We start from the raw sequence: 11,115 nt of genomic DNA on the forward strand, positions 1-11,115 counted from the left end.
CGCCTGTGGGAGATTTATGTGGGCACTGTGGAGACTGTGTGGAGATGCAGCACCACCTGCACGCCGCCTTGCACATTGCCGATCTGCAATGCGCCGCCGTGCAGCTTCATCACTTCTTCGACAAAATTGAGGCCCAGGCCGGTGCTTTTGCGCCCACTGACCGGGCGCGGCAACGAGTAGAAGCGCTCGCTCAGACGTGGCAAGGCGTAGTCGGGAATCGGCGCAGCCTGATTGAACAGGCTGACCTGCACGTCGTTATGCTGCGCCTGTGCGCTGAATCGCAAGGTGCCGCCGGGCGGTGTGAAGTCCAAGGCGTTATCGAGCAGGTTGCCCAGTGCCTGGCGCAACAGGAAAGGCTCACCGAACACCTTCACATCCGCCGCTATCGTCTGTTCGACCTGCAGGCCGGCGCCTTCGATTCGCGCACATTGCGCCTTGAGTACCTCGTCGACCAGGGCCGCCAACGGCATGCGGGTCTGTTCTTCCAAACCCTGGCGCTGCTCCACCTGGGCAAGGTTAAGCAATCGCTCGATCAACTGCTGCAAGCGCGCACTTTCGCTGTCGATATTGCCGATAAAACGCTGCTGCTGCTCGCGGCTCATATCGCCCTGCAACAATTCCGCCGCGCCGCGAATGGCGGCCAGCGGGCTTTTCAATTCGTGGGTCAGGGTGTGCACGTAATGCTCGACGTAGGCCTTGCCTTCCAGCTGCGTGCGCATGTGCTCCACAGCGGTGGACAGCTGTTTGAGTTCGCCGCCACGGTAATGCGGCAACTCGGCCCGGCGCCCTTCGCTCACCGCCTGCGCATACGCCGTGAGCCGATGCAGCGCCACACTCAGCCACCACGACAGCAATGCGCCCAACAGCAGGCCCAACACCACCAACCCGGCGCCGTACCAGAGCAAGCGGTTCTCGGTGCGATCCACATAAGGCTGCAACGAGCTGTTGGGCTTGGCCACCGTTACCACGCCGATGATTTGCCCGTTGTCGCGGATCGGCGCGCCCACGTGCATCACCGACGAAGTGGGATCGTCCAGCTCGCTGCGGGTGGAACGGGCGCCGTACTCACCCCGCAAGGTGAGGTACACGTCGTTCCACCGTGAATAGTCCTGCCCCACCGCTTCGCCCGTGGAATCGAGCAGCACGATGCCGTTGGCGTCGGTCACGTAGATGCGGTGGTTAACCTGGTTTTTCGGCAGGCCCCAGATGGTCGCGCCGGGCTGGCGATTGCCGTAGGCCTTGAGCAACTCAGGCCAGTGGCTTTGGCCGAGGGTATGATTTTTTACGTCATCGCGCAGGATCTCAGCCAGCAGGTTCGCCGTGTCCACCAAAGTTTCTTCGGTGGACTGGCGCACGCCGGGGCGGATTTCCTTCATCACCGTGTTGAGCACAAAGTAACCGGTGAGGCCGATAAACAGCGCATACACCAGGAAGATCCGCAGCCCCAGGCGCATCAGCTGTGGCTCGGGCTGTAGCTGTAGCCGAGGCCACGATGGGTCTGGATCGGCTCGGCATCCGCCGCAATGCCCCGCAGTTTGCTGCGCAGGCTTTTAATATGGCTGTCGATATTGCGCTCGTAGCCGGCATCGGCCGGCACGCCCACCGCGTCGAGCAATTGCTCGCGGCTGAACACCCGTTCGGGCTGCTCCAGCAGGCTTTGCAGCAGGCGAAATTCATGCCGCGTAAGGCTCAAAGCCTGGCCGCGATAACTGATCTGCATGCGCTCCAGGTCGACCTGAAACACGGCCGGCGCGGCACCTGGGCTGACGCGTTTGAGAATCGCCCGAACCCGCGCCGCCACTTCCCGTGGGCTGAACGGCTTGACCACATAATCGTCGGCGCCGATCTCCAGGCCCACCACCCGGTCAATCTCGCCGTCGCGCGCACTGAGGAACATCACCGGCACTTCACTGAAGCGGCGCAGTTGCTTGCACGTCTCAAAGCCGGTGATGTCCGGCAGGCCGATGTCGAGGATGATCAGGTCGGCAGGCGTCTGGCGTTGATGCGCCAGCGCCTCCTGGCCAAGGCTCAGCCAGGTAGTGGTGAACCCCTCGCCTTGCAGGGCAAAGATCAGCGTGTCGGCTATCGCCGCTTCGTCTTCGACAATCAGGATGTGCGGCATAGGCTCGATCAGCAGTCCGGTTTGTCGGCAGTGTAACGACGGGCCGGGTTCACCGCTGCGCCGAACTCACGCAGGGCCTTGGCGCCGATCAGCAACGGGTAGTTGAAACTGCTGCGGTCAGTGAGGTTGACCTCGACGGTGCGCTTGACGTTGCCCAGGCACATTTCCAGGTCGATCACCGGGCGCTTGGCCACGGTGGCTTCGTCCTTGTCCTCGTCTTCATCGGCGCGGCTTTTGATTTTGCTGATGCGCGAGACTTTGTGTTCAAAAACCTTGTCGCTGGCGTCCTTGCCGCCGAGACGGAAGCGCACCCAGTCGTCGCCATCGCGCTGGAAGGTTTCGATATCGCGGGCCGACAGCGAAGCGGTCAGCGCGCCAGTGTCCATCTTGGCCTTGAAGGTTTGGCCGATTTCCGGCAGTTGGATGTATTCGTAGCGACCGTAGAGGGTCGGTTCGGCGGCCATGACAGGCACGGCAGCCAGGGCGAGTAAGGCAAGGAGCAGTTTCACGAAGTGATTTCCTTGGAAAGAAGTAGGCGGATTCTAGACCGCAAAAGCGTTGTTTAGTTAGATCGTTCCCACGCTCTGCGTGGCAATGCAGCTCTGGACGCTCCGCGTCAGCTCACATTCGTGCGGCAATTTGCGATTTGGCCTCTAGACTCAGCTTGCTTATCATGGCCCGTCCACCCGACTCCAAGAGTTACTTATGCGCCGCCTGCTCACCGGCTGTTTTGTCACACTGCTGTTATTGCTCAACACCCTGGTGCTGTTCGGCCCGTTGATGGTGTTTGCCCTGCTCAAGCTGGCAGCGCCCGGCCGCTTTCGCGACTACGCCTCTTGGGCCGTGATGTGGATCGCCGAGACCTGGGCCGAGATCGACAAACTGATTTTCGCGCTGTGCATCCCCACCCAATGGGACATTCGTGGCGGCGACGAACTGCGCGGCGATACGTCTTACCTGGTGATCAGCAATCACCAATCCTGGGTCGATATTCCCGCACTGATCCAGGCACTCAACCGGCGTACGCCGTTCTTCAAATTCTTCCTGAAAAAAGAGCTGATCTGGGTGCCCTTCCTGGGCCTGGCCTGGTGGGCGCTGGATTACCCGTTCATGAAGCGCTACACCAAGGCCTTTCTGGCCAAACACCCGGAACTGGCGGGCCAGGATTTGAAGATCACCAAGCAGGCGTGCGAGCTGTTCAAGCGCCAACCGGTGACGGTGGTCAATTATCTGGAGGGCACACGGTTCAGCGAGGCCAAGCGCAAGCAGCAGGATTCGCCATTTGCCCGCTTACTCAAGCCCAAAGCGGGTGGCGTGGCGTTTGTGCTGGCGGCCATGGGTGAGCAATTGGACGCGGTCCTCGACGTGACGGTGGTCTACCCGCAGCAGAAGATCCCGGGGTTCTGGGACTTGATCTGCGGCACAGTGCCGAAGGTGATCATTGATATCCGCACCCGTGAGCTGGACCCGGCGTTGTGGCAAGGGGATTACGAGAATGATCCGGCGTTTCGCCAGACCGTCCAGAACTGGGTGAACCAGCTCTGGATGGAGAAGGATGCGCGCATCGCACAACTGCGCGCAGAGTCGCTTTAGCTGCCAGTACCCCAGGCCGAAGCCAGTTTGCCCAGCACCGATTCGCTGGCGCCCTGGCCGCCCAGGTACTTGAGGATCACCGGGGCAAATTGGCTGACCATGCCGCTGTCCATGCCCAACGCGCTGAAGGCGGTGTTCAGGTCGTTGGTGCTCTTCACGTTACCCAACAAACCGTCCAGGCCGCTGGTCTTGCTGCCGCCGCTCTGGCCGAGCATCCCGCTCAACGCGCCGAGGCTGCCCAGGGAGTTGCTGCCCGAGAGTTGATCCAGGCCCGGCACACTCTTGCCCAGTTGCGAGTAGTCGGTACCGCTCAGTTTGTTCTTGGCCAGGCCCAGCATGGCGCCAGTACCGCCCACGGCTTGTTCGGGGGTGATGTTCAGTTGCGAGGTCAAGGCGCTCAGCAGGCCGGCGGTCTCAGAGCTAGGCGCCGCAGCCGCCGCCTTGTTGTTGCTGCCCTGGGCACCGGAGACGGCATTGGCCACGTCACCGAGGCTGAAACCTGCGGCAAACACCGGGCTGGCGGCCACGGTCAACAGGCAGGACAGGGCAAAACCGCGTGAAATCTTCATCAAGACAACCTCTGAATGTAGGAGCTAAAAGCAGGCGTTTGACTGACAGTCCCGAAGGAATGTTCCCACCTGCAGATTAGTTCAGAAAAATCTGCATCCAAATGTTCGCCGCGCGCGTATATCCCACAAGCGCCGCCCGGAGTCGGATGGAATGAATGCTCAAGCTGGACTACCCTCTGCCTACCGTGCGCAGTCCCGTCGCCCTCGAACGAGAGCCTGGAGAAGCCCTATTTCCATTCATGATGCTGACCCGTTGCAGCCCTTGCTGGCCCAATGTGCCCTGGGCAACCGACAGGCGTTCGAGACCCTTTACCGCAGTGTTTCGCCACGGCTGCACGGTGTCGCGTTTCGTTTCATGGGGCGCGCAGACCTGGCCGAAGAAGTGCTGCAGGAGGCCTTTGTGCGTATCTGGTACAACGCTTCGCGCTACGAGGCCCATTTGGCCGCGCCGATGACCTGGATGGTCAACATCACCCGCAACTTGGCCATCGACCAATTGCGCAAACACCGCGAACAGCCATTAGCTGAGGGCCAGCAAGACGCCATGCTCGACGACAGCCCCAGCGCCTACGAACAGCTCGACAGTGAGCGCGAAGCCCGCGCCCTCAACCGCTGCCTCGACACCCTCGACGGTATGCAGCGCCAATCAATCAGCGTGGCTTACTTCCAGGGCCTGTCGTGCTCGGAACTGGCCGACCACTTGGCGGCGCCCCTGGGCTCGGTCAAATCCTGGATTCGCCGCGGCATGGAGCGCCTGCGCAGGTGCCTTGAATCATGAACTACCAAACCACCACCCTGCGCCGAGCCCTCGCTGCCGATTACGCCATCGGGCTGATGCCCGCCACTGCCCGTCGGCGCTTTGAAAACCTGCTGCTGGACGATGCCGCGCTGCGCGTCGAACTCGGCCATTGGCAGGATGCCCTCGCCAGCCTGACTGGCGCCGTGCCCGAGCGGCCGGTGCCGGATCATGTGTGGGCAGGCATCAAGGCACGCATTGAGCCGCAAGTGCTGCACGTGCCAGCGAAGAAACCGTTCTGGATGAGTTTTCGCCTGCTGGCCGCTGCCTGTGCGGTAGTTGTCGCAGTGCTGGTGGGCGTGCTGTATCAGCGTGATATCGGCGCCGAATACAACGCCACGCTGGTCGCGGCCAACCAGCAACCGGCGTTGCAGGTCCAGGCGTTTGGCGATCACCTGCAAGTGGAGCCGCTGACGTTGGCGGCTGTAGAGCCGACGCGTGCCCTGGAACTGTGGGTCATTGCGGCCGGTGGCAAACCCGTCTCCCTGGGCTTGGTGCCGAGCTCGGGTAAAGGCCGAATCCAGCTGAGCAAGGAACAGCAGGCGCTGTTGACTGCACCCGCGACCCTCGCCGTCAGCCTGGAGCCACAAGGCGGCTCACCCACCGGACAACCCACCGGCCCCGTGCTGTACCAAGGTGCCCTGGCCACTCGCTGACACAACTCAATCAATGTGGGAGCTGGCTTGCCTGCGATGGCGGTGGCTCAGCCAAGGATAAGTTGACTGGCCCGCCGCTATCGCAGGCAAGCCAGCTCCCACATTTGAGCTTCATTGGCCGAGCGACTTGCTCCCGGCGGAGGATGGCGCTTATAGTTCGGCGGTCGTCCATATGGCGACACGGGTTTGGCGACTCGATTGAAATAATGCATGCAAAAGCACCTGCTCCTTTGCTGGTGCTTTTGCACGCGTAAGGCTGCTTTATGGCGGCTGTGCGCGGGAGACCTTCGGGTCTGCCGGCCTTTGCTTTATTTCACCGGTTCGCCAACCTGCGTACAGCTGCCACCCATTCGTTTGGCGACGTGTGAGTGGTAGCCTCACTCTCTGAACATGAACCGATACATGCCGCTCACCGGCCACGACGCCACCACTCCCTCCCTGCTCATCGACACCCAAGTGCCGCTCGACGTGCTCCACGACGCCGCCGTCTACCGCATCCGCGCGGTCACCCAAGTCATGGAAAACCTGGCGTTTCGCGAAGGCCTGAACACCGATAACCTCGTCCTCCAGGACTTCGCCCTGCTCTGCGCCATTCCATTGCGCGATGGCTGTGATCTGCTGGATGTGATCAGCCGGCGCTTGCAGGCTTAAACACCCGATTCAAAGAAGGGCAGCGCCCTGTTGCCCTTTCCTACATGTGAAGCAACGGTAAAACTCACTGCGACTACGGCGGCAAGCGGGTGATAAAAAACGGCGAAGTGGCCGACCCGTACCTGCGACTTACAAAGCTCAAATGAATCAAACATGTCAGCGTCTGCCGGGACTTGCGTAGTCCCTTTCTGAAACGTCAAAAACGGCCCTGCACGCGTCTTACCTCGCCTGTAGCGCCTTCTTATAGTCGTGCGCCTCAGTCACTTGGAGGTGCACGCTATGCAGGGACCCTACGCATTTATTAATGTACGACCGCAGCCTTATCCGCTGCTTAAACTCGACCTTTCACTCAACCCTCACATTCAAACCAAGTTCGACAGCCTCAACCAACACATTCGCAACGTCGTGGTACTGCCAGGGCAGTTGGTGATCATTCCAGATGCTCGTACAGCGTCTTGCACGACGGAAGAGGCCCAACTGATGCGCTCGGCGCAGAACATCAAACAGGCTTTGTTCGCACACTCCGCGACGGATCATTTCCTGATCAAAAACTACGATCAGTTACAGGCCATCATGGCCCATGCGTCCCTGGGCATTGGCAGTGCCAGTAGCGCCTGGAGCAAACATCTGGCGCAAGTCGAGGCCACCCTCAAGGAAGTCGATGAGCTGCATAGGCAGTACCTGAGGAAGGGCACCGCGAGTGCGAGGAATGACTTTCTGGTTAAACGCAGGGCGTTGTTTGCGAGGCTCGATACCCAACTCTCGGGGATGGCGCGCTTTGGTACGGGGTTGAAGAGTGAAGGTTCAATCAAGAAAATGCTGGGAATTTCCACTAAGAGCTATTGGCATCATGGAGAGATTCGCAAGTACGAGGAGACCGTCAAGCGTGTAGCCAAGGCCTCCCAGCTATTGAAGAAAGGTACTTACATTGGCATCGCGCTGGATGTAGGGGCGGCAGCGCTGGAAATAACGGAGGCATGCTCCACTGGGCGTGAACAGGAGTGCACGAAAGCGAAATATGTTGACGGCGCCAAACTGGTGGGTGCCATGGGTGGCTCATATTGGGGGGGTAAAGCAGGGGCAGCTATCGGGATTGGCTCCTGCATGATTGTTTTTGGTATACCGACGGCAGGCGCCGGAGCCTTGGCATGTGCCATCATCGGTGGTGCCGCAGGCGGGCTTGCCGGGGGCGCGCTGGGGGGCGGGCTAGCCGAAGACGCAGGCAACTTTATCTATAAGACTGTGAGTAATTAAATGTTCTGGGGCTACCTTGGTATGGGCTCACTCCTCTTGATGTTTCTCAGTTTTCCACTCACCTTTTGCGCCATGTACACAAGGCTCGACGCAGCAGAAAGTTACCTGCAGTACAGCAGCTTTATCGTCGGATGCAGGCACACGTTTCGGAATACTCATTTTGAAGGAAGGCCTCAACGCGTATTTTCCATGGGCCTTGTCATCCTTATCCCAAAAGTGGTTCAGTGGCGAGGGATGGTGCTTGTTGAGGACGTTGAAAAAATCCCCCTGCACCTCAAGTGCTGGATGGTCGTACCGACACTCGTTACCTACCTATCCTTTGCCGGTATGTTTATCAGCTGGTTATTTATCACAGACTGATTCGCGATAAAAAAAGGGCGACCCCAGGGCCGCCCTTATCTATCGCCTTACGCCGCGCTAAACATCTTATGCGGATCAATCACAAACTTCTTCGGCACGCCCGCATCAAATTCGCCGTACCCACGCGGCGCGTCATCCAGGCTGATCACCTGTACACCGACGATCTCAGCAATGTTGATGCGATCCCACATGATCGCCTGCATCAGTGCGCGGTTGTACTTCATCACCGGCGTTTGCCCGGTGTGGAAGCTGTGGGATTTGGCCCAGCCCAGCCCAAAGCGAATGCTCAGGCTGCCCATTTTCGCGGCAGCATCAACAGCACCTGGGTCTTCGGTAACGTACAGCCCAGGGATACCGATTTTGCCCGCCACACGCACCACGCCCATCAGCGAGTTGAGCACGGTGGCCGGTGCTTCGGCCTTGGCGCCTTCATGGCCGTGGCCACGGGCTTCGAAGCCTACGGCGTCTACCGCGCAGTCCACTTCCGGCTCGCCCAGCAAGGCGGCGATTTGTTCGTGCAGTGGGGTGTCTTTGGACAGGTCGGCAATTTCAAAACCCTGGGCCTTGGCGTGGGCCAGGCGGATCGGGTTGACGTCGCCGATGATCACTACCGCTGCGCCGAGCAGACGGGCGGAGGCGGCAGCGGCCAGGCCAACAGGGCCGGCGCCTGCGATGTAGACGGTGCTGCCTGGGCCAACGCCGGCAGTGACGGCGCCGTGGTAGCCGGTCGGCAGGATGTCGGAGAGGCAGGTCAGGTCACGGATTTTCTCCATGGCCTTGTCGCGGTCCGGCAGTTTCAGCAGGTTGAAGTCGGCATACGGCACCAGCACGTATTCGGCCTGGCCGCCGGTCCAGTCGCCCATGTCGACGTAGCCGTAAGCGCCACCGGCACGGGCCGGGTTGACGGTGAGGCACACGCCGGTGTGTTGTTCTTTGCACGAGCGGCAGCGGCCGCACGCCACGTTGAATGGCACCGACACCAGGTCACCGATCTTCAGGTTCTCGACGTCGCTGCCCTTCTCGATCACTTCGCCGGTGATTTCATGCCCCAGTACCAGGCCGGTCTGGGCAGTGGTGCGGCCGCGCACCATGTGTTGGTCGGAGCCGCAGATGTTGGTGGAGACCACGCGCAGGATGACGCCGTGCTCAATCTTCCTGCCACGGGGGTCCTGCATTTTGGGATAGTCGATTTTCTGTACTTCGACCTTGCCGTTGCCGAGATACACGACACCACGATTACCAGACATGCTTTCACCTCGCTGTTGTTTTTATGGAACCGCGTCGCCCAGGCAGGCAGCGCGTTTAAGTGCTCGGGTACAGATGCTGTTTCCTTGTGTTGTTGCTGATGGCCTCATCGCAGGCAAGCCAGCTCCCACATTCAAAGGTATTCACACATCAAATGTGGGAGCGGGCTTGCCCGCGATAGCAATCTAAAGAACGACAGTTCGATTGGCGTTCAAAAACACCCGCCGCTCAATGTGATACCCCACTGCACGCGCCAACGTCAGCCCTTCAATATCACGCCCCTTGGCAATCAAGTCCTCGGGATAGTGGCTGTGATCCACCACCTCCACACCCTGGGCGATGATCGGGCCTTCATCCAGATCGTTGTTGATGTAATGCGCCGTGGCGCCCACCAGTTTCACGCCCTTGTTGTAGGCCTGGTGATACGGCTTGGCGCCTTTGAAACCAGGCAGCAACGAGTGGTGAATGTTGATGGCCTTGCCATCGAGCTTGCGGCACAGCTCCGGCGACAGCACTTGCATATAGCGCGCAAGAATCACCAGTTCGGCGCCGGTCTCTTCAATCACTTGCCACACCTGACGCTCCTGGGACGGTTTGTCGTTGGGGTCGAGGGGGAAATGGTAGTAGGGAATCTGGTGCCAGTCGGCCAAAGGTTTTAAATCAGGGTGGTTGGACACCACCGCGACCACGTCCATCGACAGTTGGCCGATGCGTTGGCGGTAGAGCAAATCGTTCAGGCAGTGATCGGCCTTGGACACCATGATCACCACTTTTGGCCGGTAGTTCGGCGCCGTCAGCTCGAAGATCATGCCAAAGGCTTCACCGCGCGTGGCCAAGCCATCGCGGAAGGCTTGCTCGTCAAAACCCTCAGGTTGACGAAATTCCACGCGGATAAAAAACCGGCCCGAGAGACGGTCATCGAACGAATGGTGCTCGGTGACGTAGCAGCCCTGCTCAAACAGGTAGCGGGTGACCGCGTCCACCGTGCCGAGCACGCTGGGGCAGTCGGCGGTCAAAATCCATGTGTCGGGTGCGCGGCTCATTGTGCGTGACTCCTTGATCGTTCCCACGCTCTGCGTGGGAATGCCGCCATGGACGCTCTGCGTCCGCTCTTGGGACGCGGAGCGTCCCGGGATGCATTCCCACGCAGAGCGTGGGAACGATCGTTATGCAACGACATTAAGGCCAAATTCGGCGGACGCATCCTGCAGCCACAGCCACCAGTAATCCGAGAAGCTGCGACGAATCAGCAGCTCCCAGGTGTCTTCAGCCGTGTGGCGGATCACCAGCTGCGACTTGGCGAACACCGTGCCCACCGCCTTGCCCACCGGGAAGTTATTAGGGTGCACGTCGTAGCTGGTGGACTTCATCAGCACGTCGCGCACGTTCGGGCCGCTGAGTTCGAGGATCTGCTGGCCGCCGCTGACGTTGACGATCTGGATATGCAGCTCACCCAGGGCAGCGCGCAGGTTTTGTTCGGCGGCAAACTCTTCACCGCTTGGCACGATCAACAGCCACTCATCCGGGCCGAGCCATTGCAGGCTGGTTTCACCTTTGACGATCACTTGCAAGGCACCAGGCAGTTCGATGCCGAGGGCTTTGTGCACACCGGCGGCGAACGCGGCGTCATGGCCATCGCCACGGATGGTCAGGTGGCCGAGGAGTTTCTTTTCCCGCACGGTCACGCCGGCGTTCTTGCGGCCCTTGCCGACCAGGCTGGCGAGGTCGGCATGGTGCAGCGACGACTCGGCCTTGGCGCCGGTGGTGGGGCGTTGTTGGTAAACATTGGCTGCTGTCATAAAGCACCTGTTCTGAATTCTGTGGTGACTGCTCTGGCCTCATCGCGGGCAAGCCCGGCTCCCACAGGGG

The 11,115-nt window shown here is 60.2% G+C and carries 12 protein-coding genes; 5 read left to right on the plus strand and 7 right to left on the minus strand.

Annotated elements, in window-relative coordinates:
- Positions 1-14: 14 nt before the first annotated feature.
- The 3 genes from creC to HBO41_RS20385 are packed head-to-tail and all read right to left on the minus strand — an operon-like array spanning position 15 to position 2,631.
- A complete protein-coding gene (creC, locus tag HBO41_RS20375) occupies positions 15-1,454 on the minus strand; it encodes a two-component system sensor histidine kinase CreC (protein ID WP_017138004.1) in 1,440 nt (479 codons plus the stop codon).
- Positions 1,454-2,122 (minus strand): two-component system response regulator CreB, encoded by a 669-nt coding sequence (gene creB / locus HBO41_RS20380; protein WP_017138003.1) that lies wholly within the window; start codon positions 2,120-2,122, stop codon positions 1,454-1,456. Before creB ends, creC begins: the two co-directional genes overlap by 1 nt.
- A gap of 8 nt (positions 2,123-2,130) precedes the next feature.
- Complete coding sequence (locus HBO41_RS20385) at positions 2,131-2,631, minus strand: ATP-dependent zinc protease (protein WP_017138002.1); 501 nt, start codon at positions 2,629-2,631, stop codon at positions 2,131-2,133.
- 196 nt (positions 2,632-2,827) lie between these two features.
- Here HBO41_RS20385 and HBO41_RS20390 point away from each other — a divergent pair, with 196 nt between their 5' ends.
- Positions 2,828-3,715: an acyltransferase gene (locus HBO41_RS20390; RefSeq protein ID WP_169987514.1), complete on the plus strand. Its 888-nt coding sequence runs from the start codon at positions 2,828-2,830 to the stop codon at positions 3,713-3,715.
- Here the strand turns inward: HBO41_RS20390 and HBO41_RS20395 are convergent.
- Positions 3,712-4,284: a DUF2780 domain-containing protein gene (locus HBO41_RS20395; protein WP_017138000.1), complete on the minus strand. Its 573-nt coding sequence runs from the start codon at positions 4,282-4,284 to the stop codon at positions 3,712-3,714. The genes HBO41_RS20390 and HBO41_RS20395 overlap by 4 nt on opposite strands.
- A gap of 151 nt (positions 4,285-4,435) precedes the next feature.
- On the opposite strand from HBO41_RS20395, the gene HBO41_RS20400 reads away from it, so the two are divergent.
- From HBO41_RS20400 to HBO41_RS20415, 4 genes are all read left to right on the plus strand, one after another.
- Positions 4,436-5,062, plus strand: a complete 627-nt coding sequence (locus HBO41_RS20400) for a sigma-70 family RNA polymerase sigma factor (protein ID WP_236460401.1) — start codon at positions 4,436-4,438, stop codon at positions 5,060-5,062.
- Positions 5,059-5,736: an anti-sigma factor domain-containing protein gene (locus tag HBO41_RS20405; protein WP_017137998.1), complete on the plus strand. Its 678-nt coding sequence runs from the start codon at positions 5,059-5,061 to the stop codon at positions 5,734-5,736. The genes HBO41_RS20400 and HBO41_RS20405 overlap by 4 nt, the downstream gene beginning before the upstream one ends.
- A 402-nt stretch (positions 5,737-6,138) precedes the next feature.
- Entirely contained in the window at positions 6,139-6,387 is a 249-nt protein-coding gene (locus HBO41_RS20410; protein WP_032865770.1) for a hypothetical protein, read from the plus strand.
- A gap of 279 nt (positions 6,388-6,666) precedes the next feature.
- A complete protein-coding gene (locus HBO41_RS20415; RefSeq protein WP_169987516.1) occupies positions 6,667-7,641 on the plus strand; it encodes a hypothetical protein in 975 nt (324 codons plus the stop codon).
- Between the two features lie 407 nt (positions 7,642-8,048).
- On the opposite strand, the gene fdhA is transcribed toward HBO41_RS20415, so the two are convergent.
- From fdhA to HBO41_RS20430, 3 genes are all read right to left on the minus strand, one after another.
- Positions 8,049-9,248 (minus strand): formaldehyde dehydrogenase, glutathione-independent, encoded by a 1,200-nt coding sequence (fdhA, locus tag HBO41_RS20420; RefSeq protein WP_017137993.1) that lies wholly within the window; start codon positions 9,246-9,248, stop codon positions 8,049-8,051.
- 183 nt (positions 9,249-9,431) lie between these two features.
- A complete protein-coding gene (gene purU, locus HBO41_RS20425; RefSeq protein ID WP_056857793.1) occupies positions 9,432-10,289 on the minus strand; it encodes a formyltetrahydrofolate deformylase in 858 nt (285 codons plus the stop codon).
- 123 nt (positions 10,290-10,412) lie between these two features.
- Positions 10,413-11,045 (minus strand): sarcosine oxidase subunit gamma, encoded by a 633-nt coding sequence (locus tag HBO41_RS20430; protein ID WP_099550387.1) that lies wholly within the window; start codon positions 11,043-11,045, stop codon positions 10,413-10,415.
- Positions 11,046-11,115: the final 70 nt, after the last annotated feature.

Source organism: Pseudomonas sp. WS 5146, assembly GCF_012985495.1.
Classification (GTDB): Bacteria; Pseudomonadota; Gammaproteobacteria; order Pseudomonadales; family Pseudomonadaceae; genus Aquipseudomonas; species Aquipseudomonas edaphica.

Bases quoted from the DNA above. Each gene is read 5' to 3' on its own strand.
- creC (WP_017138004.1), bottom strand. From the start codon at position 1,454: ATGCGCCTGGGGCTGCGGATCTTCCTGGTGTATGCGCTGTTTATCGGC.
- creB (WP_017138003.1), bottom strand. From the start codon at position 2,122: ATGCCGCACATCCTGATTGTCGAAGACGAAGCGGCGATAGCCGACACG.
- HBO41_RS20390 (WP_169987514.1), top strand. From the start codon at position 2,828: ATGCGCCGCCTGCTCACCGGCTGTTTTGTCACACTGCTGTTATTGCTC.
- HBO41_RS20395 (WP_017138000.1), bottom strand. From the start codon at position 4,284: ATGAAGATTTCACGCGGTTTTGCCCTGTCCTGCCTGTTGACCGTGGCC.
- HBO41_RS20400 (WP_236460401.1), top strand. From the start codon at position 4,436: ATGAATGCTCAAGCTGGACTACCCTCTGCCTACCGTGCGCAGTCCCGT.
- HBO41_RS20405 (WP_017137998.1), top strand. From the start codon at position 5,059: ATGAACTACCAAACCACCACCCTGCGCCGAGCCCTCGCTGCCGATTAC.
- HBO41_RS20410 (WP_032865770.1), top strand. From the start codon at position 6,139: ATGCCGCTCACCGGCCACGACGCCACCACTCCCTCCCTGCTCATCGAC.
- HBO41_RS20415 (WP_169987516.1), top strand. From the start codon at position 6,667: ATGCAGGGACCCTACGCATTTATTAATGTACGACCGCAGCCTTATCCG.
- fdhA (WP_017137993.1), bottom strand. From the start codon at position 9,248: ATGTCTGGTAATCGTGGTGTCGTGTATCTCGGCAACGGCAAGGTCGAA.
- purU (WP_056857793.1), bottom strand. From the start codon at position 10,289: ATGAGCCGCGCACCCGACACATGGATTTTGACCGCCGACTGCCCCAGC.
- HBO41_RS20430 (WP_099550387.1), bottom strand. From the start codon at position 11,045: ATGACAGCAGCCAATGTTTACCAACAACGCCCCACCACCGGCGCCAAG.